Genomic DNA, 20,707 nt, shown 5'->3' on the forward strand with positions numbered 1-20,707 from the left:
CGCGTGCTGATTTAGGAGTGATCGAAATGAAACCGCAGAATCAGAAACGTTGCGAAGCACGCGTCACGCCGGCCACTGGTGTGGCTCATCTTTGACGTTCGGCCCAAAACCACCGCGATGCGTTCGATCAGCATGCAGTCGAGAAGACAGGACGGTGATCCGATCGTGTTTCGTTGGTCGAGGGTTCGAGCTTTCATCGTCGGACCTTTTGGCCTGGCTCGACTACATCGACCCGTCGCTCCGAGATGGCGATCGGCGGAGCGTACGCGCGGTCCCGGGTTTGGTTCACCGCAGCGTTTGTGGGAAGCCTGCTTCCGTGTTCGTTTTCCCGGCGGCGTCTTCAAGCTCGCTTCAATTCCGGCGTGTCGTTCGCTCAGCATTGCTCGAACCGTCCCTCGCCGAACAAGGCGCCAGAGCCAACGACCTTCGCCGTCACGTCTCGTGCTATCGTACGAGGAATCGAATGAAGCAGCAGAATCCAGATTGTGATGTTGCACGAGCCGCGCCGGCGAAGGTCGTGGCTCATCTTTGACGTTGGGCAAAAAAATATGAGAAAGCTAATTTATCTTATTCCTCTATTTCTTTTCGCGCTGGCATGTCTCGTCGGCTGCGCGACCAAAGGGACTTCCTCAAGCGGCGCCCCGCAGCGTCACGCCTCCACCAAGGAGTCAGTCTCAGGAGCGAAGACGGTGGGCGACGTCGATAAGCTCTTGGCTGAGTCCGAACGCGCAATTGAGCGCCGCAACTAGTAGCACTGAGAAGCAGACGTGTCCCCGAAGAAGTGGGTTGGACAATTGGCCGGCACATTAACCGATGAAGAGGTGATTTTCCTAATTTCAGGAAGCCTATGCCTGGCGCACGAAGCGACTTGGCGAGAAGTCCAGTGCGGGCACTACCGGAATTCCGGAAGTCGAGAATATCGATGGCCTGGCCGAAATGAGAATAGTGGTTGAGTGCAACACCTCGATTGCGGAAGTGACGGGGCGAAGCCATCTCGACTCCGTCTCAATGCTTCCGTAGTTGGTTTCCTAGCCCCAAATGTGATGTGCGAATCGGGAATTCAGTTTTCATTTGTCCAGACGCCCAACAAGGCGCCAGAGCCAACGCCAGTGGCCGTCATGCCGCGTGCAGACTCAGGAGTTGTTGAAATGAAGCTTCAGAATCAGAAACGTAGTGAAGCACGCGTCACGCCGGCCACTGGCGTGGCTCATCTTTGACGTTAGCCAAAAAAATGAATCCGCCTCCCGACGATACGTCTCCAATGGAGTTACACCAGCAAGTTGACATCGTCTCGCAAAGTCCCGATGGCGAGCGCGTGGTGCTTTCAATGGTGGAGACTCGCAATTGGGGCACCGACGGATCGAACCTCATGGACGTCCAGCAGAAGCTTTATGCCTATTTGGATTTCGTCGAGACTGGTCAGATCTGGACCGCGTACCCAGCGATGAGAGGTAAGAAGATCGAGTTCAGGCTTCACGCTCGTTTCGTCCCGACGAAGTTCGAAGAGGAGTTCTTCACACGCGCTAAGAAGTCCTTTCTCGATCCTCTTGGCATTGCATGGTCGTCAGTGCCTCTGTCCTCCGATGAAAAAGCGGGCTAACAAGGCGCCAGAGCCAACGACCTTCGCCGTCACGTCTCGTGCTATCGTACGACTGATCGAAATGAAACTGCAGAATCAGAAACCTAGTGAAGCACGCGTCACGCCGGCCACTGGCGTGGCTGTTATGAGAACTGTGTAGTCAAGCGTGGAGCGTTTGGCTTTATAGATTCATTGGTTTGGAAGCTTTCTTAGAGTTACCCCAAAACTCCCGGTTTGGTGGGATGAGTCGCGGTCTCGCCAGAGGAGGGAGAGGTGATCCGGGGCGGAAGCCGCCGGGCCTAAGCTGTTATCCGTCGCTCGCGTGGATACGAGCCGCACAAGAGGACGTGTCCAGAAGAGGGATACGGCCTGCAGGGTTTTCCCGCTGGCGAGCGCAGGCCCGTCCGTCCGCACCACTCTCAGACTGCGTGCCAGAGGCACAAGCCACGTCACGGGCGGGCGGCCGGGCCGCGCTCAAAATTGGAACCGGAGAGTCAAAGAACGAAGGTGGCTAGCCTGAGCTAGGTCACGGGTTTGAAGACGAAGCCCAGTTCTGCAGCGGAGACCCGACCCGTGCGTACTCGCCACCAGTCGACGAAGAAGCGTCGCGCCAGGGCGACGGAGATCTGTTTGCCGCGATGGGTATTGGCCTCGCGGAGTTTGTCGCGGGCCCAGATGACGCCTCGATAGTTGGGTTGGAACTTGAGCAGCCGCCAAGCGGCCTCGACACACCAGAAGCGCAGGCGAGGGGAGCCGTGTTTGTCGACGGGCCCGAGTTGCCATCGTTGGCCGGTGGAATCTTCCGATGGCGAGAGGCCGATGAAGCTGCCGGCCTTTTTGCCCGACTTGAAGCGGTGCCAGTCCAGCACCTCGCGGTCGAGGACGCCGGCCGTGATGGCGCCGACGCCGACAGGAGCCGGTGGCGCTTCCGCGATGATCTCCGCTTCGACGGCATCGAGCTGCTCCTTGATCGCGGCGGCACTGGCCGCCGCCCTTTGGAGCAACCGCGCCAAAGTGGGCGGGAGATCCGGCACGAGTTTCGGCAGCACCCGCGGTCGCCACCATTCCTTCGGCAGACGATATCCCAGGGCGAGGGCCCGGCCACGGGCCGAGCGCAGGATTTGGTGCCGGGCGTCGCTCAGCGCCTCGCGTTCCCGGGCAGGCAGGCGGTGCAGTTCTTCTTCTGGCGTGGGAATCCGCACCGGGAAGAGCAGCCCGGTCCGACCGGCGCAGTGCAGCGCCAGATCGAGAGCGAGTTGACGCGAGTCGCGCTTGTCGTTCTTGCGCCGCCGACCGTGGCGCTCGAGGGAACGCGCGCGCACGACGAGGCAGTCGGCGCCGAGGGCGATCAGTTCCCGCGCCAGCGCGAAGCCGGTCGGCCCCGACTCGTAAACGCAGTGCACGCGGAAACCGTCCTTGAGCAGCTGCGCGATACGCTTTACCAAGGTCTCCCTCGACATGCCCTGCGCTGGCTTCGGACTCTCACCCGCTACGATGAACGTCACGACCTGGCGCAGATCGGCGGCGTCGATGCCGACATATACTTCCGGACGGAAAACGGCGGTCGCAGTCGCGGCCCCCGTGGAGGTGTCACTTTCGCGAACATTCTTGCACGTGTTCGTGATCATAATGGTGGTCGGGCGGAATATGCCACACGCTGTCCCGCTCGACCACCTCATGTCCTCTCATCTTTGACGTTCGGCTAAAGAAGAAGATGGAACGCCACGCCCAAGCGCTTTTGATCTGCACGGTGGTCGCGGTGTTTGGCTGCTCCGTGGTTGGCGAGATAATCGCTCCGACGAGGGCGCTTTCTCCGCTGCCGTCGTTCGTCGTGTTTGCTCTGCTAGCGGCGATCTGCGCACCTACGCTCTACGTTGCCACTGCACTCTGTGTGCACGCATTGCCCCGCTCGAAGAAAGAAACCACCGAACGTGCAGTATTCTCCGTGGCGTTTGTGGTAACGCTCGGTGCTGGCATCGCCTTCGCCCTTCACGCGAGGACATCGTGATCGAGGTCGACAAAAGCCGAACAAGGCGCCAGAGCCAACGACCTTCGCCGTCACGTCTCGTGCTATCTTACGTTCGATCGAAATGAAGCAGCCGAATCCAAATCGTCATGCTGCACGAGCCGCGCCGGCGAAGGTCGTGGCTCATCTTTGACGTTGGGCAGAAGTCTTCCGAGTGAACCTAACGATCTCAGTCTAATGAAAAAAGCTCTCTTTTCCGTGTTGCTGATCCTCGCCCTCATTACCGTTTTCTATGCAGGGCGCCAATCTGCGACGAAGCAGCCAACCGCAGCGGGGGAACCTAAAGCGACGGTTGCAAAGACGCCCGGTGTTGCTTTGCAGCCTAAAGAAACTGTTGTCGCTCGGAGTGCAGACGCATCACTGAATGCGGGGATATCGGAGTGGGAGTCGGGAAAGCATAAATTACCGCCGGCTCTTCGCCTTGATCGAGAAGCCGCGAACTCCGATCCGAGATCCGAATCATTTCGCGCGAAAGCTCGAGAGAGATGGGTCGAGCACGCCTATGGCGCGGCGTTCAAGAAGCTCAATCTCACCGACTTTCAGATTGCGAGGATGCGAGAGTTGCTCGCAATGCGAGAACGTTCATTGAGTGAGTTCGACTCACTTGCCGGTAAGTCGTCTGCGAACGGCGAAGTCATTTCCGAAGCGCGGCAGGCGTCAGTGCAAGGAGTCGATCAGAAGATTGCTGACCTCATCGGAAGGGAGACCTACGCCGAGCTAAAGTCCTTACGAAAGCGCTCTGTTAGTAATCTGTCGCAGGCCTACACTGAAGCAGGACTAGACCTCAGTATGGCCGGCCTGCCCCTTAGTGAAGATCAGGCAAAGGCATTAACTGATATTTACGGCCAGCGAAGGCCAATGCCCGGCGCCGAGGCATCATCAAAGACCGCATTACCCGCTGACCTGCAGGTTATATTTGAGAAGGCGCAGCAGCACATGTCTAAAGACCAACTCGACGTTTTTCTCACGACCCTACGATGGAAGGCGGAACATGAACGTTTTATTGCGCATTACATGGTTCCCGCAAAGTGAAGTGTCCTGACACGATCTCCACTCTTGCAGTATGTTTACGCCGAATGACAGGCGTGCCAGTTTCAGAATGAAGAATCGGCCCAACAAGGCGCCAGAGCCAACGCCAGTGGCCGTCATGCCGCGTGCGACTTCACGAGTGTTCGAAATGAAACTGCAGAATCATAAACGTAGTGAAGCACGCGTCACGCCGGCCACTGTCGTGGCTCATCTTTGACGTTCGGCAAAAGATAGCGTGCCCTCACCTGATCCAACCGCGTCTGCCACGGAGCGTCTCATTCAACGTCTGTCTCCGGGGGCGCAGCCATTTCGTGTGGTTGTCGATCCTCCCGCGTGGGCGCAGGAGCTCGATTGCATCGACATTGTGCGACGCCTTGTAACGGACAGCGGTGGCGAGTGCGTTCTCGGCTGGGCGCTCTGGGAGTGGCCCGGTGTGATCGTCGAAGGTGAGTTTCACGCGGTCTGGAAGAAAGCCGATGGAGCATATGTGGATGCCACCCCACGAAGCGATGGAGATACGTTCGTGTTGTTTTTGCCGGATCCCAAAGCCGTGGTCGACACCTGGCAGAAAGACAATGTTCGTATGCCACTAGCGCATCGACGCGAGATTCTCGATTTTATCGAAATCAAAGAGCGGATTCACCGTGCAAAGAACAAAGGCAATGAGGCGCAGTCGCCTCTCTACACGCATACGCCTCATCTGGATTACCTATTCTCTGAGGAAGCGAAGATTTTTCGCCGACTGGTGGCGAGGTTTGGGCCTCCGCCAAAGCAATAAAAAAACCGCCGAACAAGGCGCCAGAGCCAACGACCATGGCTGTCACGCCGCGTGCAATCTCATGCTTTCCCGAATGAAACTCTCGAATCCACTTCGTCATGCGGCACGCGGCGCGCCAGCCATGGTCGTGGCTCATCTTTGACGTTGGGCAAATAAAGTCTCCCTGAAATGCTTCCCGAATCACTCTTTCGATACTATCCAGCCAGCTTGCAGACGTTGGATAGTATTAAACAGCAATGTTTTTACTTTGGTGGCGTAGAGAAGTTTAATGATCCATTTGAATGCCACGTTGTTCGACCTCGCGTGAGCGACGATGATCAATTGATGCAAAGCCTCCGGGACCGTTATTCGAAAGCACCGGACATCCCCGAATCCATCCGGCGTCAGATTGTAGAAATGGACGCGAAATCATTCTCAGAAATGATTAAGCGATCGGCGGTAGACAGCGTCACGCTTGCAAAGAAAGAGTTCATCGCGAACCGAGGTGTAATTTGCTTTTCTGAACGTAATGAGAACCTGTTGATGTGGTCGCACTACTCGTCCGGCGGGTGCGGACTCTGTTTAGAATTCAGAACTGATAACGAGATTTTCGAGAAAGCGTTTAAGGTTCGTTACGAGAAGCGACCGCCGCAGATCGACGCACTAGACGTAATGAAAGCTACGTTGATTGATCGTGACCCGAAGTGGATCCTCGACATGTATTGCACTAAGCCCGACGATTGGGATTACGAGCAAGAGTGGAGAGTGATTCATCAGAAACTCGGGACGGTTTACATTTACCCGAAAGCATGCCTCAAGGCGGTTTATTTTGGCCCCCGATGTACGACGAGTTTCATGGAAATAGTTTGCCTGACTTTGCTAGGGCAGAACAAAGGTGTTGAATTTTGGCGAGGTTCTATGAGCGAGATGAAGTATGAGGTAGAGTTCGAAAAGTTTACCTACACTCCATTTTGTGACATACCTCCAAAAGCGCCGTGACCTCCATACGCCCAACAAGGCGCCAGAGCCAACGCCAGTGTCCGTCACGCCGCGTGCTATTGAAAGAGATTCAAAATGAAACCACGGAATGAGAATCGTAGTGAGGCACGCGGCGCGCCGGCCACTGTCGTGGCTGTTATGAGAACTGTGTAGTCAAGCGTGGAGCGTTTGGCTTTATAGATTCATTGGTTTGGAAGCTTTCTTAGAGTTACCCCAAAACTCCCGGTTTGGTGGGATGAGTCGCGGTCTCGCCAGAGGAGGGAGAGGTGATCCGGGGCGGAAGCCGCCGGGCCTAAGCTGTTATCCGTCGCTCGCGTGGATACGAGCCGCACAAGAGGACGTGTCCAGAAGAGGGATACGGCCTGCAGGGTTTTCCCGCTGGCGAGCGCAGGCCCGTCCGTCCGCACCACTCTCAGACTGCGTGCCAGAGGCACAAGCCACGTCACGGGCGGGCGGCCGGGCCGCGCTCAAAATTGGAACCGGAGAGTCAAAGAACGAAGGTGGCTAGCCTGAGCTAGGTCACGGGTTTGAAGACGAAGCCCAGTTCTGCAGCGGAGACCCGACCCGTGCGTACTCGCCACCAGTCGACGAAGAAGCGTCGCGCCAGGGCGACGGAGATCTGTTTGCCGCGATGGGTATTGGCCTCGCGGAGTTTGTCGCGGGCCCAGATGACGCCTCGATAGTTGGGTTGGAACTTGAGCAGCCGCCAAGCGGCCTCGACACACCAGAAGCGCAGGCGAGGGGAGCCGTGTTTGTCGACGGGCCCGAGTTGCCATCGTTGGCCGGTGGAATCTTCCGATGGCGAGAGGCCGATGAAGCTGCCGGCCTTTTTGCCCGACTTGAAGCGGTGCCAGTCCAGCACCTCGCGGTCGAGGACGCCGGCCGTGATGGCGCCGACGCCGACAGGAGCCGGTGGCGCTTCCGCGATGATCTCCGCTTCGACGGCATCGAGCTGCTCCTTGATCGCGGCGGCACTGGCCGCCGCCCTTTGGAGCAACCGCGCCAAAGTGGGCGGGAGATCCGGCACGAGTTTCGGCAGCACCCGCGGTCGCCACCATTCCTTCGGCAGACGATATCCCAGGGCGAGGGCCCGGCCACGGGCCGAGCGCAGGATTTGGTGCCGGGCGTCGCTCAGCGCCTCGCGTTCCCGGGCAGGCAGGCGGTGCAGTTCTTCTTCTGGCGTGGGAATCCGCACCGGGAAGAGCAGCCCGGTCCGACCGGCGCAGTGCAGCGCCAGATCGAGAGCGAGTTGACGCGAGTCGCGCTTGTCGTTCTTGCGCCGCCGACCGTGGCGCTCGAGGGAACGCGCGCGCACGACGAGGCAGTCGGCGCCGAGGGCGATCAGTTCCCGCGCCAGCGCGAAGCCGGTCGGCCCCGACTCGTAAACGCAGTGCACGCGGAAACCGTCCTTGAGCAGCTGCGCGATACGCTTTACCAAGGTCTCCCTCGACATGCCCTGCGCTGGCTTCGGACTCTCACCCGCTACGATGAACGTCACGACCTGGCGCAGATCGGCGGCGTCGATGCCGACATATACTTCCGGACGGAAAACGGCGGTCGCAGTCGCGGCCCCCGTGGAGGTGTCACTTTCGCGAACATTCTTGCACGTGTTCGTGATCATAATGGTGGTCGGGCGGAATATGCCACACGCTGTCCCGCTCGACCACCTCATGTCCTCTCATCTTTGACGTTCGGCGGAAGACCTCGCGATGCGTACATTGTGTGTAGAGTTTGAAGCCGTAGAGGCGAGGGCGATGAGTTTAGGTCGTAGCTCCGGCGTGCGAGCGATGAAATCCGAAATGATTGTGCGGGAGATTTGGCCTGGTCAGGCTACGCCGACCCAGCGTGGCGAGATTCGGCTCGGCGGAGACGTTCCGCGTTCCCTGATTTTTGATTACCCTGGGGATTTTCGCGCCCTGCTTCTGTCGGCCGTTTCCCCAAACCGCGTTTACGACATCCTGCCGGAAGCATTCAAACTCGTGGCGTTGCATTCTTCGCACCGTTTTTCGCCGAACAAGACGCCAGAGCCAACGACCACGGCCGTCACGCCGCGTGTACCTCATGAATGTCGAAGTGAAATCCCGGAATCCAAGTCTTCAGGCTGCACGCGGCGCGCCGGCCGCGGTCGTGGCTCATCTTTGACGTTCGGCAAAAGCCAAGCCTTGCGCTGAAATGATTGTTTCCTACATTTCCTGAATGGCTACCCAAACTGTGTCTTCGCTTTTACGGCTGCCCAAACGTCAGCGTCTTGAGATCGCTGAGAGTCTGTGGCTTTCGGTAGCGGACGAGGATAAGATGCCCGTTCCAGAGCAGCACCGGAAGATTCTGGACGCTCGACTCGCGAGTTATCGTTCAGGGAAGAGTAAGCCAATTTCTCACGATGAGCTGATGAATCGTCTTCGTTCGAAGTGAGAAGTCTCCCGGTATTCGCTTTGCCGGAGATCGAGAGCGATCTCCGCGACGCGATGGCGCATTACTCGTCGTGGCGGTCAGATGGCGAGGAGCACGTCCGTCAGATGTACGACGAAACGGTCGGTTGGATCGCTTGGAATCCAGAAGGGTTTCCCAAAAAGTATGGCATTGTCCGGCGTGCGATCCTGAAGCGTTCTTATTACATCGTATATTTTCTGATCGAGGCCGAGCGCTCATTGGTGATTGCTGTGTTGGACGGAAGACGGGCGCCGAATGAAATCAGGATGATACTCGAAGGCAGAAAAAGCCGAACAAGGCGCCAGAGCCAACGCCAGTAGCCGTCACGCCGCGTGCTGACTCACGAGTTTTCCAAATGAAACTACGGAATGAGAAACGTAGTGAAGCACGCGTCACGCCGGCCACTGGCGTGGCTCATCTTTGACGTTGGGCGGAAGACCTTCGCGATGCGCACGTCAGAGAGGAGATGTTTCGAGGTGGCAGCTGCGGGTGATTCGGCTGCTGCGTGGACGATGTCGAGAGGTTTGACTACCGGAATTCCGGTAGGCGAGAGCGTTGAAAGTCGAGAGTGCTCGGACGAGGTTTCGCGAGTCCACCCGATGAGAAAAGGTTTTGAGGAATTCCAGGCTGTGCAGTCGATGGCGGCAGCTTTGCCCAAAGAGCCGCCGCGTTGCCCGAGCCTTCAATCTGCACTTTTCCAAGATCGGTTTTCGAGTATTTCCCAGACGCCCAACAAGGCGCCAGAGCCAACACCAGTGGCCGTCATGCCGCGTGCGATGTCACGAATGACAGAAATGAAACTGCAGAATCAGAAACGGAATGAAGCACGCGTCACGCCGGCCACTGGTGTGGCTCATCTTTGACGTTAGGCAAAGAAAGGCTAAGACGATCTGAATGAACTTACGGCGGCACGCTCCGACGTTTTCGCGCGCTTTCGAAACGACATTCCACGCACTCGCACGCAGTTTAGCGAAGAGCTGGACCTGGTGCGCCTGGTGTTGGATCGCTTATGTGGCCGTGATGTTGGCACTAATGGGCGGCGCGAGCATTGGTCGCAATGCGTCTTGCGGGATCGCGGCGGAGGTTTTCAGCCTTCCGACGGGATGGATAATCAGCGGTTCCTCGTGGTATTCGAACCTACCTGATGAGTTTATGTACGGTGTTTTCTTTCTCGTCGTGGTTGCGAATGGCGGTCTTGGCTACGCGGTGCTAAAGTTTCTTGATCGTAATCGCGTTATTAGTGCGAAAAAAAATGCCTAACAAGGCGCCAGAGCCAACGACCATGGCTGTCACGCCGCGTGCTTTCTCACGCACATCGAAATGAAACTCCTGAATCTTGATCGTCACGGCGCACGCGGCGCGCCAGCCACGGTCGTGGCTCATCTTTGACGTTGGGCGAGGTAATCGAATGCCTTCCGAGAATGAAATGATAAGGTTGCTTTTTGACCGGCTGCTCACCCAGCCGCGCGTACCATTTCCCCGCCAAGGCGAGCGACTCGTCGCTTCATGCCGTCATGGTGTCTACGTCCTCCGAAAAGGAAGAAAGGTTGTGCATGTTGGCCGAAGTGTTCGGGGCACTAACGGCCTGCGACAGCGTTTAGGCAATCATCTCGTTGGCAGTTCCTCATTCACAGAGAAGTATCTTTGCGGTGACGGTTCAAAGCTTCGGAGCGGACATTCCTTTCAGTTCCTAGAGGTCCCAGATGCAAGGCAGCGCGCACTTCTTGAGTCTTACGCCGTCGGCATGCTGTGCCCCGTGCACTTGGGAGACGGACGGCCCAACAAGTCGCCAGAGCCAACGCCAGTGGCCGTCATGCCGCGTGCGACTTCAAGACTTGCCGATATGAAACAGCGGAATCAGAAGCGCAGTGAAGCACGCGTCACGCCGGCCACTGGCGTGGCTCATCTTTGACGTTGGGCGGAATACCTTCGCGGTGCGGACATCAGAGAGCGTGCGGTGTGCGGATGGAGCCGATAGGGCGAAAAAGCGAGAGCGGGCACTACCGGAATTCCGGTAGTCGCGAAGATCGATCGTTTTCCCGAAGTGGAGAAGATTTGGGGTGTGCGACACCTCGTTTGCGGAAGTGACGGGGTGAAGCCATCTCGACTCCGTCTCAATGCGTCCCTAGTTGGTTTCGTAACCCCAGATGCGATGCGCTATCCGCTAAATCAGTTTTCATTCGCCCAGACGCCCAACAAGGCGCCAGAGCCAACACCAGTGGCCGTCATGCCGCGTGCTGACTCACGAATTGTCGAAATGAAACTGCGGAATCAATATCGTAGTGAAGCACGCGTCACGCCGGCCACTGGTGTGGCTCATCTTTGACGTTGGGCGAAATGCCTTCGCGATGCGCACGTCAGAGAGCAGATGTTTCGAGGTGGCAGCTGCGGGTGATTCGGGCGCACCGTGGACGGTGTCGAGAGGATTGACTACCGGAATTCCGGTAGGCGAAAGCGTTGAAGGGCGAGGGTGCTCGGACGAGGTTTCGCGAGTCCACCCGATGAGAAAAGGTTTTGAGGAATTTCTGGCTGTGCAGTCGATGGCGGCAGCTTTGCCCACGGAGCCGCAGCGTTGCACGAGCCTTCAATCTGCACTTTTCGAAGATCAGTTCTCGGACATTTCCCAGACGCCCAACAAGGCGCCAGAGCCAACACCAGTGGCCGTCATGCCGCGTGCTGATTCAGGAGTGATCGAAATGAAACCACGGAATCGAAAACGTAGCGAAGCACGCGTCACGCCGGCCACTGGTGTGGCTCATCTTTGACGTTAGGCAAAGATGATCATCCGCACCCAAGTGAGTTTCAGCGTGACCGGAACGCACTTCACGCCGTCCAAGGTGCCCGCGCCGTTCTCGGATTCTCATGATCCAGGCGTTATCGGAACGGTAGGTCGCTTTCGTGGCGCTCCCGTTCCCTACGGCTCAGCCGGCTTCGAGGCTCCTGAAAAAGAGATGGCGAAGATCGCCTGGATTTACGAGCGTGTCTCGCCGTACAAGTCAGCGATGCGTGATGCGGGCGCCGAGCATTGCACCCTCTCGGTCACTTACACGTACGATTCGCAGTGCGCGCTGTCATTCTCCCAAGAAGAGCTGAAGATGATTGTCGACCTCGACTGCTATTTCCATGTCGACTGCCAAACCGCGACATGAAAAACGGTATAGATTCTGGTTTGAAGTGCGACAGTTTCCGAATGCAAAATCGGCCTAACAAGGCGCCAGAGCCAACGCCAGTGGCCGTCATGCCGCGTGCGACTTCAGGAGTGATCGAAATGAAACTGCGGAATCAGAAACGTAGTGAAGCACGCGTCACGCCGACCACTGGCGTGGCTCATCTTTGACGTTGGGCGGAATACCTTCGCGATGCGCACCTCAGAGAACAGATGTTTCGAGGTGGCAGTTGCGGACGGTTCGGCTGCCTGGTGGAAAGTGTCGAGAGGTTTGACTACCGGAATTCCGGTAGGCGAGCGCGTTGAAGGTTACGAGTCGACGAACCAAGTTGCGCCAGTCCACCCGATGAGAAAGCGCTTTGAGGAGTTCGAGCCTGTGCGTTTGATGGCGGCAGCTTTTCCCAAAGAGCCGCAGCGTTGTCCGAACCTTCGATCTGCGTTTTTCCAAGTTCACTTCTCGAGCAGTTCCCAGACGCCCAACAAGGCGCCAGAGCCAACGCCAGTGGCCGTCATGCCGCGTGCGATGTCAGGAGTTGCCGAAATGAAACGGCAGAATCAGAAACGTAGTGAAGCACGCGTCACGCCGGCCACTGGCGTGGCTCATCTTTGACGTTCGGCCCAAAACCACCGCGATGCGTTCGTTCAGCATGCAGTCAAGAAAACAGGCCGGTGATCCTACGGGGTTTCGTTGGTCGAGAGCTCGAGCTTCCATCTTCGGAGCTTTTGGCCTGGCTCGACGACATCGACCCGGCGCTGCGAGATGGCGATCGGCGGAGCGTACGCGCGGTCCCGGGTTTGGTTCACCCGCAGCGCCGGTGCGATGCCTGCTTCCGTGTTCGTTTTCCCAGCAGCGTGTTCAAGCTCGCTCCAATGGCGGCGTTTCGTTCGCTCAGCATTGCTCGAACCGTCCCGCGCCGAACAAGTCGCCAGAGCCAACACCAGTGGCCGTCATGCCGCGTGCGACTTCACGAGCAATCGAAGTGAAACTGCAGAATCCGAAACGTAGTGGAGCACGCGTCACGCCGGCCACTCGTGTGGCTCATCTTTGACGTTCGGCGCAAGACCTCGAGATGCGTACATTGTGTGTAGAATTTGAAGTCGTAGAGGCGAGGGCGCTGAATTTAGGTCGTTGCTCCGGCGTGAGAGCGATGAAATCCGAAATGATTGTGCGGACGATTTGGCCTGGTCAGGCTACGCCGACCCAGCGTGGCGAGATTCGCTGCGGCGGAGACGTTCCGCGTTCCCGGATTTTTGATTACACTGGAGATTTTCGCTCCCTGCTTCTGTCGGCGGTTTTCCCAAACCGCGTTTACGACATCCTGCCGGAAGCATCCATACTCGCGGCGTTGCATTCTTCGCACCGCTTTTCGCCGAACAAGTCGCCAGAGCCAACGACCACGGCCGTCACGCCGCGTGCTATCTCATGAATGTCGAAGTGAAATCCCGGAATTCAAATCCTCAGGCTGCACGCGGCGCGCCGGCCGCGGTCGTGGCTCATCTGTGACGTTGGGCGAAATGCCTTCGCGGTGCGGAAGTCAGGGAGCATGCGGTTTGCGCATGGAGCCGATTTGGCGAGAAGTCCAGTGCGGGCACTACCGGAATTCCGGTAGTCGAGAGCGTCGAACGTTTGGTCGAAAGCGAAAGAGTAGGGGTGTGCGACACCTCGATTGCGGAAGTGACGGGGCGAAGCCATCTCGACTAAAGCTAAGTTTTCCGAATTGGTTTGGTGCCCCCACAATTGATGAGCGATACGCAGCCTCAGTTTTCATTCGCCCAGACGCCCAACAAGTCGCCAGAGCCAACGACCATGGCTGTCACGCCGCGTGCTACCTCACGTACATCGAAATGAACCGCTGGAATCTAAATCGTCATGATGCACCCGGCGCGCCAGCCACGGTCGTGGCTGTTATGAGAACTGTGTAGTCAAGCGTGGAGCGTTTGGCTTTATAGATTCATTGGTTTGGAAGCTTTCTTAGAGTTACCCCAAAACTCCCGGTTTGGTGGGATGAGTCGCGGTCTCGCCAGAGGAGGGAGAGGTGATCCGGGGCGGAAGCCGCCGGGCCTAAGCTGTTATCCGTCGCTCGCGTGGATACGAGCCGCACAAGAGGACGTGTCCAGAAGAGGGATACGGCCTGCAGGGTTTTCCCGCTGGCGAGCGCAGGCCCGTCCGTCCGCACCACTCTCAGACTGCGTGCCAGAGGCACAAGCCACGTCACGGGCGGGCGGCCGGGCCGCGCTCAAAATTGGAACCGGAGAGTCAAAGAACGAAGGTGGCTAGCCTGAGCTAGGTCACGGGTTTGAAGACGAAGCCCAGTTCTGCAGCGGAGACCCGACCCGTGCGTACTCGCCACCAGTCGACGAAGAAGCGTCGCGCCAGGGCGACGGAGATCTGTTTGCCGCGATGGGTATTGGCCTCGCGGAGTTTGTCGCGGGCCCAGATGACGCCTCGATAGTTGGGTTGGAACTTGAGCAGCCGCCAAGCGGCCTCGACACACCAGAAGCGCAGGCGAGGGGAGCCGTGTTTGTCGACGGGCCCGAGTTGCCATCGTTGGCCGGTGGAATCTTCCGATGGCGAGAGGCCGATGAAGCTGCCGGCCTTTTTGCCCGACTTGAAGCGGTGCCAGTCCAGCACCTCGCGGTCGAGGACGCCGGCCGTGATGGCGCCGACGCCGACAGGAGCCGGTGGCGCTTCCGCGATGATCTCCGCTTCGACGGCATCGAGCTGCTCCTTGATCGCGGCGGCACTGGCCGCCGCCCTTTGGAGCAACCGCGCCAAAGTGGGCGGGAGATCCGGCACGAGTTTCGGCAGCACCCGCGGTCGCCACCATTCCTTCGGCAGACGATATCCCAGGGCGAGGGCCCGGCCACGGGCCGAGCGCAGGATTTGGTGCCGGGCGTCGCTCAGCGCCTCGCGTTCCCGGGCAGGCAGGCGGTGCAGTTCTTCTTCTGGCGTGGGAATCCGCACCGGGAAGAGCAGCCCGGTCCGACCGGCGCAGTGCAGCGCCAGATCGAGAGCGAGTTGACGCGAGTCGCGCTTGTCGTTCTTGCGCCGCCGACCGTGGCGCTCGAGGGAACGCGCGCGCACGACGAGGCAGTCGGCGCCGAGGGCGATCAGTTCCCGCGCCAGCGCGAAGCCGGTCGGCCCCGACTCGTAAACGCAGTGCACGCGGAAACCGTCCTTGAGCAGCTGCGCGATACGCTTTACCAAGGTCTCCCTCGACATGCCCTGCGCTGGCTTCGGACTCTCACCCGCTACGATGAACGTCACGACCTGGCGCAGATCGGCGGCGTCGATGCCGACATATACTTCCGGACGGAAAACGGCGGTCGCAGTCGCGGCCCCCGTGGAGGTGTCACTTTCGCGAACATTCTTGCACGTGTTCGTGATCATAATGGTGGTCGGGCGGAATATGCCACACGCTGTCCCGCTCGACCACCTCATGTCCTCTCATCTTTGACGTTGGGCAAACTACCGAACAAAATATGAAACGAATAAAGCGCATCTTTCTCACCACGATCGGATCCGTAATCGTCGCTGCCGGTTTGTATGCTTCAGAACCTTCCCTCCTGTTTTCCGGTTACTTAGTCGATGGCAATGGCGCACGATATTCGCTCAAGAATAGTGACAGCGGTAAGTCATCCTGGGTCGAAATAGGGCAGCAATTTGAAGGCTATACTTTGCGAAGCTTTGATAAGATAGCCGAAGTCTTAATCGTAAGTAAGGAAAGTGCCGAATTCCGACTTCGATTAGCTCATGCTCACGTGAAGAAAAGCGTCGTCGAACTAACCCCAGAGAAGGAAGAAATGATTCTTAAGAATCTTAGGATTCTGGCCGCCGCCGCCGATCAGTACTTTGTCGATCGCAAAGTGGTTGTGACGTCGTACGACGAATTGATTGGTCTTCGAAAGTACGTAAAGGAAGATGTCACTCCCGTGGATGGCGAAAGCTACCGAGCCATCAACTTTTCATCCGAGAAGATGGAAGTGACGACTACAAGTGGCCATACCGTATCCTATCTACGGTGAAATGCGTACCAGTGAGTTTTCCCAGCAAACGGCCCAACAAGGCGCCAGAGCCAACGACCATGGCTGTCACGCCGCGTGCTACCTCATGAACCTCGAAATGAAACCACAGACTTGAAATCGTCAGGATGCACGCGGCGCGCCAGCCAAGGTCGTGGCTCATCTTTGACGTTGGGCATTGCGTAAACATCGACTTACGCAATCCCGAGCCACCTCATATTCTTGCGTTGTTGCAATCGGGACTCCATTTGTGAATTCCTCCATTAATGAATGCCCAATCATCAGCAATATTATTATCCCTAGTCGCATTGCTTGCGAGCGTGTCGCAAGGAATATATTTCTCTACTGTCACACGTGAACACTTTAATGATGCCAAAAAGATCAGGGAAAGCCTTGCGATAGTTTCAGAAAAAAATAATGGTATTCAGTCGCAACTAATAGCGCTGGAGCAACGCAGCAGAGAGCTGTCTGTGCTTACTATCGGTTTGTCAACTAGCACAACCGAAATGCGATCTAAAGTAGGTGAAGTATCTGGAAAAATGGAGGGACTCATTCAAGGCGCGCGACAAGCAGTCCGGGACGAAGTCGACACGCAGCTTAAAACTATAGTCAGCAAAGCGGATGAGCGTCTTCGTTCTACAACTATTGACCAAATTAATGCTCGTCGCATTTCGATTCTCGATGAGCGCGGAGCGGAACGAATCGTGTTAGGCATGGGAAAGTCTGAATTCTCAGGAGTGCCCAATACGTCAATAAAATTACTTAGTCCGTCTGCGAAAAATCCCGTAATACTTTCAACAGGCGACGTTGGCGCGTCGGTATCTGTAGGCAAGCGCGCAATATTAGGTTTATTTGGAGAAAGTCCGGGGCTTCATTTACGTATTGATGAATTGCCCAGCGAAAAAAACACAGGAATCTTTATTAATGCGGACAAACAGGGCTTGCTTTTTTCTATGACAAATAGCGCGGGAAAGGATCAGGTTAGTTTTATGGCCAGTGATAAGTTTACGCGTTTAAATCTATTAAATAGTTCGGGAGAATTGGGACTGCTTTCTTTAGTTTCCTCTAGCCATTCATTTTACTCTTTGACCGATCGTGTCGGGACAATAAGGGGAATTTTCGGGCTGCACTCTGGTGGTGTGGCGTATTCGGAATTATTTCAGCAGTCTGGCGAACTTGTTTATTCTCTTAAAGCCGATAGTCAGCCGTTTGCGACCTCTTTTATAAAACCGGATCCATCTACGCGTGCATGGGAGGCGATCAGTACGTTCAGCACTATAAAAACATATTGGGACATCTTAACAAAATAGATTATGGGTTTTAACCGGACCAGCGATTCTTCGTAGATGAGTAGAGCCGCGTGCTTACAGGATTGAAGTACAACAACTCCCGAAGGAAAAGCGGCCCAACAAGACGCCAGAGCCAACGCCGGGACTTGTCACGCCTCGTGCTTTGGAATGTGCTTTCGATATGAAACGACGCAGTGGAAATCGGAATGCGGCACGAGGCGCGCCAAGTCCCGTCGTGGCTCATCTTTGACGTTGGGCAAAAAAATGAACCGAGAAGCAATGATCGCGACGCTTCGTAACCACGCTGGGCTCCCGACCGGAAAGGAAGAGCGCAGCTTTACGCATGCGCTATGGCTTCGGAAGACCAGTGCGGCGCATCTGGACCTCACGACGCTTTCGGATGATGTGCTCGCCTGCTTGGCCGAATTGAACGCCCATTGGAACACATCGAACCCTGAAGGGATCGAAGGGAAGTCGTCAGTATTGGAGCGCGAGTTTGTCGCTCCTGTTGTGACGATCCTGGGCGTTGGCTTGGGTTACATTCGCGAGCGTCCGGCTGACGTCGATGCCACGCGCGCGATCTTCCGTATTTCGACCGCGTGGCAAGCCGTGCTGGATGGCGACATCGTAGATCTGAAGCAGCACGTGGAAGACACGGAGGCGATGTCGGGACTATGAAAAAAATGCCCAACAAGGCGCCAGAGCCAACGACCTTCGCCGTCACGTCTCGTGCTACCTTACGCTCAATCGAAATGAAGCAGCAGAATCAAAATCTTGATGCAGCACGAGCCGCGCCGGCGAAGGTCGTGGCTCATCTTTGACGTTGGGCAAAGCAGGCATATAAGTTCCCACATGAATACATCAGAACCGCTCTTTAAGGTTCGAGCCGATCACTTCTACGTGCTTCAGGGCAGCACTTACGTGTCGATCGACAGATCCAGGATAGATGCCGTCCACTTCCATTCTGGAACGCTCTCTGTGCGCTACTTTGGAGCGGGCGAAGTTTCTCTCGATTGCGCTGCAGTGAATTCGGACGATCTGATGAGCTTGCTTCGAACCTTGCAGCGGCAGCGTGATCAGAATCACGCCAGTGCCCGGAAAGCGAAAACAAGCGGAGATGCAAGTTTGCCTGGAATATTCGGATCTTAGCATGGGGAAAATGTGCCGAGTGCTCATTTGCCAGCGAAACGCCCAACAAGGCGCCAGAGCCAACGACCATGGCCGTCACGCCGCGTGCTATCTCATGAATTTTGAAGTGAAACCACAGAACCTAAGTCGTAGTGCGGCACGCGGCGCGCCAGCCACGGTCGTGGCTCATCTTTGACGTTAGGCTAAAAAAATGGATACCTTCATCAGCTACTCAAGTGCGGACAAGGAAGCCGCAAATGTCACGAAAGTGGCGTTGCGTGACTTCGGTCTGACCGGCTTTTTGGCGCACGAAGACCTTTCGGTGTCCGAAGAATGGCGCGACGAGATCATCGAGAGACTCAAGACAGCAACGGTGTTCGTTGCGCTGCTCAGTAAGCACTTTAAGGCGTCCGAGTGGTGCGCACAGGAAGTAGGCTTCATCGTTTCAAGGCCCGACGTCCTTATCATGCCTCTTTCCCTGGACGGCACGGTTCCGTTTGGGTTCATCGCAAAGCTTCAATCGAAACGAGTTCACAATGACGATGATATCCCAAAGCTCCTTAGAGATGTCATATTCAAGAAGCGTCCACGCCTGATGATCCCTCGATGGATCAAAAAAGTAGAAGAAGCTGGGTCGTGGAGGGGAGCTGAGGCAATTGTAAAGCCTCTTGTCCCTTACTTCGCATCGTTCACTGAGGATGAAGCTGAGAATTTCCTCGTGGCAGCTTTGGGAAATTCCCAAGTTTGGGATGCCGGAGATTGCCGCGTCGACTACCTGCCGGCATTTGCTCGATTACATTGGCCTCGCTTGTCTTCGAAGACCAAGAAGAAGTTCCTGAAGACGCTCGAGCTCACTGAAGATGATATCCAAGCGGCGTAGCATCTAGTTTGGAAGTGCGACTCCTTCCGAATGCAAAATCGGCCTAACAAGGCGCCAGAGCCAACGCCAGTGGCCGTCATGCCGCGTGCGATGTCACGAGTGGCCGAAATGAAACTGTGGAATCAGAAACGCAGTGAAGCACGCGTCACGCCGGCCACTGGCGTGGCTCATCTTTGACGTTAGGCCAATCAATGAACGACGAACGTTACGTTCCATCTGCGCTGGACTACATCGATTGGGTCGTGATGTTCGTCTCCGGTGCAGTCGCGATTGGATATGCGGTTGCGAAGACCCCGGTCGCATTCTGGTTGCCTGCGTGGTTTGTCCAGGCGGTCGCGTTCTGTTACGCGGTTTCACGTAAGGACGGCGCTCATTGGCCCTCCACCGTTTTCGGATTTTGCGAAGGCTTGTACATCGTTTCGGTGATCTCACTTTTCGCGTCAAAGCGCGTTTCATTCGCCAGCCTCACGCAGCTGTTACTTGGCCTGCTGTTTGTGCATGGAATACTTTACTTGATCGCTGCTAAGCGGTTCTTAATCCGACGTGGTTACCTCAAACCAAAAAACGCCTAACAAGGCGCCAGAGCCAACACCAGTGGCCGTCATGCCGCGTGCGATGTCACGAGCGTCCGAAACGAAACTGAGGAATCGGAAACGTAGTGGAGCACGCGTCACGCCGGCCACTGGTGTGGCTCATCTTTGACGTTAGGCAAGAAAACCATGTCGTTCGCGGACCCAACAGGTAAAACTAAAGAAGACATTTGTCCGGTATGCGACAGCCGCGTTGTTTTCGAAGAGTTCGAGTGCCATGGTCGCATGGGACGCACTTTCGATTGGCAGCCTGTCGAGCATCTTGCCCCGTGCGGGGCGCATTGTGCCGGCGGCGGCTACGATCACGGCGAGCCGGATGTTCATATTCCAGCATTCGGTCGGTGTCCTCGTTGCGGTGCCACCGATACTGAGATCGCAACGATCATTGAGCGATCCGATCGTCGAGAGCGAATTGTTGTTCACCGATACGTGACTGCCCACACTCGCGAATTGGGCTTTCGCATTGATCTCGAGGTGCGCGTCGAAAACACGTGGAGCCTCAAGTCTCGGTGGCCGACTGGTTCTACGACATCACTCGAAGAGACGATTACTTGGGCGGCGCGTTATGTTCCTTGGCATGTTCCAAAAACAGCCTAACAAGGCGCCAGAGCCAACGACCTTCGCCGTCACGGCTCGTGCTACCGAAAGGTTGATCGAAATGAAGCAGCAGAATCCAAATCGTGATGTCGCACGAGCCGCGCCGGCGAAGGTCGTGGCTCATCTTTGGACGTTAGGCAAAAGAGGAAAGCCATGCCGCAATTCAGGAGCACTTCTACACGCCGATACATGTGGGGCATTGGGTTCGCATGCT

Annotated in this window: 21 protein-coding genes; 15 read left to right on the top strand and 6 right to left on the bottom strand. The window is 56.6% G+C overall.

Annotated features, from left to right (window positions below):
• The first annotated feature begins 1,231 nt into the window (after positions 1-1,231).
• Positions 1,232-1,600: a DUF6572 domain-containing protein gene (locus tag ACLJEU_RS10365; RefSeq protein ID WP_414665197.1), complete on the top strand. Its 369-nt coding sequence runs from the start codon at positions 1,232-1,234 to the stop codon at positions 1,598-1,600.
• A 500-nt stretch (positions 1,601-2,100) separates the two neighbouring features.
• Here ACLJEU_RS10365 and ACLJEU_RS10370 read toward each other — a convergent pair whose 3' ends face one another.
• Entirely contained in the window at positions 2,101-3,207 is a 1,107-nt protein-coding gene (locus tag ACLJEU_RS10370) for a transposase (protein WP_457795372.1), read from the bottom strand.
• A gap of 575 nt (positions 3,208-3,782) precedes the next feature.
• Between ACLJEU_RS10370 and ACLJEU_RS10375 the strand changes: the two genes are divergently transcribed.
• The 3 genes from ACLJEU_RS10375 to ACLJEU_RS10385 all read left to right on the top strand — a co-directional run bounded on the left by ACLJEU_RS10375 (position 3,783) and on the right by ACLJEU_RS10385 (position 6,390).
• The gene (locus ACLJEU_RS10375; protein ID WP_414665193.1) at positions 3,783-4,637 is read left to right on the top strand and encodes a hypothetical protein; all 855 of its coding nucleotides are present in this window, start codon (positions 3,783-3,785) and stop codon (positions 4,635-4,637) included.
• Positions 4,638-4,947: 310 nt separating this feature from the next.
• Positions 4,948-5,412 (top strand): hypothetical protein, encoded by a 465-nt coding sequence (locus tag ACLJEU_RS10380; protein ID WP_414665194.1) that lies wholly within the window; start codon positions 4,948-4,950, stop codon positions 5,410-5,412.
• 168 nt (positions 5,413-5,580) lie between these two features.
• Positions 5,581-6,390: a DUF2971 domain-containing protein gene (locus ACLJEU_RS10385; protein WP_414665195.1), complete on the top strand. Its 810-nt coding sequence runs from the start codon at positions 5,581-5,583 to the stop codon at positions 6,388-6,390.
• 514 nt (positions 6,391-6,904) lie between these two features.
• Here ACLJEU_RS10385 and ACLJEU_RS10390 read toward each other — a convergent pair.
• A complete protein-coding gene (locus tag ACLJEU_RS10390) occupies positions 6,905-8,011 on the bottom strand; it encodes a transposase (protein WP_457795372.1) in 1,107 nt (368 codons plus the stop codon).
• Between the two features lie 166 nt (positions 8,012-8,177).
• Here ACLJEU_RS10390 and ACLJEU_RS10395 point away from each other — a divergent pair, with 166 nt between their 5' ends.
• The 4 genes from ACLJEU_RS10395 (at position 8,178) to ACLJEU_RS10410 (ending at position 9,683) form a co-directional block, all read left to right on the top strand.
• Positions 8,178-8,561 carry a hypothetical protein gene (locus tag ACLJEU_RS10395; protein ID WP_414665166.1) on the top strand — a complete coding sequence of 128 codons (384 nt, stop codon included), beginning with the start codon at positions 8,178-8,180 and terminating at the stop codon, positions 8,559-8,561.
• 25 nt (positions 8,562-8,586) lie between these two features.
• A complete protein-coding gene (locus tag ACLJEU_RS10400; RefSeq protein WP_414665167.1) occupies positions 8,587-8,802 on the top strand; it encodes an addiction module protein in 216 nt (71 codons plus the stop codon).
• Positions 8,799-9,140, top strand: a complete 342-nt coding sequence (locus ACLJEU_RS10405; RefSeq protein WP_414665168.1) for a hypothetical protein — start codon at positions 8,799-8,801, stop codon at positions 9,138-9,140. The genes ACLJEU_RS10400 and ACLJEU_RS10405 overlap by 4 nt, the downstream gene beginning before the upstream one ends.
• Before the next feature lie 279 nt (positions 9,141-9,419).
• Positions 9,420-9,683 (top strand): hypothetical protein, encoded by a 264-nt coding sequence (locus ACLJEU_RS10410; protein WP_414665169.1) that lies wholly within the window; start codon positions 9,420-9,422, stop codon positions 9,681-9,683.
• A gap of 346 nt (positions 9,684-10,029) precedes the next feature.
• On the opposite strand, the gene ACLJEU_RS10415 is transcribed toward ACLJEU_RS10410, so the two are convergent.
• Positions 10,030-10,203 carry a hypothetical protein gene (locus ACLJEU_RS10415; protein WP_414665170.1) on the bottom strand — a complete coding sequence of 58 codons (174 nt, stop codon included), beginning with the start codon at positions 10,201-10,203 and terminating at the stop codon, positions 10,030-10,032.
• A 1,118-nt stretch (positions 10,204-11,321) separates the two neighbouring features.
• On the opposite strand from ACLJEU_RS10415, the gene ACLJEU_RS10420 reads away from it, so the two are divergent.
• Both ACLJEU_RS10420 and ACLJEU_RS10425 read left to right on the top strand, forming a co-directional pair.
• Positions 11,322-11,585 (top strand): hypothetical protein, encoded by a 264-nt coding sequence (locus ACLJEU_RS10420; RefSeq protein WP_414665171.1) that lies wholly within the window; start codon positions 11,322-11,324, stop codon positions 11,583-11,585.
• Between the two features lie 12 nt (positions 11,586-11,597).
• On the top strand, positions 11,598-11,969 hold the full coding sequence (locus ACLJEU_RS10425) for a hypothetical protein (RefSeq protein WP_414665172.1): 372 nt from the start codon (positions 11,598-11,600) through the stop codon (positions 11,967-11,969).
• Between the two features lie 2,301 nt (positions 11,970-14,270).
• On the opposite strand, the gene ACLJEU_RS10430 is transcribed toward ACLJEU_RS10425, so the two are convergent.
• Positions 14,271-15,377: a transposase gene (locus ACLJEU_RS10430; RefSeq protein WP_457795372.1), complete on the bottom strand. Its 1,107-nt coding sequence runs from the start codon at positions 15,375-15,377 to the stop codon at positions 14,271-14,273.
• A gap of 92 nt (positions 15,378-15,469) precedes the next feature.
• Between ACLJEU_RS10430 and ACLJEU_RS10435 the strand changes: the two genes are divergently transcribed.
• The 3 genes from ACLJEU_RS10435 (at position 15,470) to ACLJEU_RS10445 (ending at position 17,976) form a co-directional block, all read left to right on the top strand.
• Positions 15,470-16,012 carry a hypothetical protein gene (locus tag ACLJEU_RS10435; protein WP_414665122.1) on the top strand — a complete coding sequence of 181 codons (543 nt, stop codon included), beginning with the start codon at positions 15,470-15,472 and terminating at the stop codon, positions 16,010-16,012.
• Between the two features lie 263 nt (positions 16,013-16,275).
• Positions 16,276-17,319: a hypothetical protein gene (locus ACLJEU_RS10440; RefSeq protein ID WP_414665123.1), complete on the top strand. Its 1,044-nt coding sequence runs from the start codon at positions 16,276-16,278 to the stop codon at positions 17,317-17,319.
• A 258-nt stretch (positions 17,320-17,577) separates the two neighbouring features.
• Entirely contained in the window at positions 17,578-17,976 is a 399-nt protein-coding gene (locus ACLJEU_RS10445) for a hypothetical protein (RefSeq protein ID WP_414665124.1), read from the top strand.
• 183 nt (positions 17,977-18,159) lie between these two features.
• Here the strand turns inward: ACLJEU_RS10445 and ACLJEU_RS10450 are convergent, their stop codons facing one another.
• The gene (locus tag ACLJEU_RS10450) at positions 18,160-18,384 is read right to left on the bottom strand and encodes a hypothetical protein (protein WP_457795376.1); all 225 of its coding nucleotides are present in this window, start codon (positions 18,382-18,384) and stop codon (positions 18,160-18,162) included.
• Between the two features lie 253 nt (positions 18,385-18,637).
• On the opposite strand from ACLJEU_RS10450, the gene ACLJEU_RS10455 reads away from it, so the two are divergent.
• Positions 18,638-19,306 carry a toll/interleukin-1 receptor domain-containing protein gene (locus tag ACLJEU_RS10455; RefSeq protein ID WP_414665126.1) on the top strand — a complete coding sequence of 223 codons (669 nt, stop codon included), beginning with the start codon at positions 18,638-18,640 and terminating at the stop codon, positions 19,304-19,306.
• 191 nt (positions 19,307-19,497) lie between these two features.
• Entirely contained in the window at positions 19,498-19,878 is a 381-nt protein-coding gene (locus ACLJEU_RS10460; RefSeq protein WP_414665127.1) for a hypothetical protein, read from the top strand.
• Between the two features lie 132 nt (positions 19,879-20,010).
• Here ACLJEU_RS10460 and ACLJEU_RS10465 read toward each other — a convergent pair whose 3' ends face one another.
• Positions 20,011-20,319, bottom strand: a complete 309-nt coding sequence (locus tag ACLJEU_RS10465; RefSeq protein ID WP_414665128.1) for a hypothetical protein — start codon at positions 20,317-20,319, stop codon at positions 20,011-20,013.
• Positions 20,320-20,707 lie beyond the last annotated feature (388 nt).

The sequence above is a fragment of the Terrisphaera buseokensis genome (assembly GCF_047521145.2).
In the GTDB taxonomy this organism is placed as follows: Bacteria; Verrucomicrobiota; Verrucomicrobiia; order Opitutales; family Opitutaceae; genus ER46.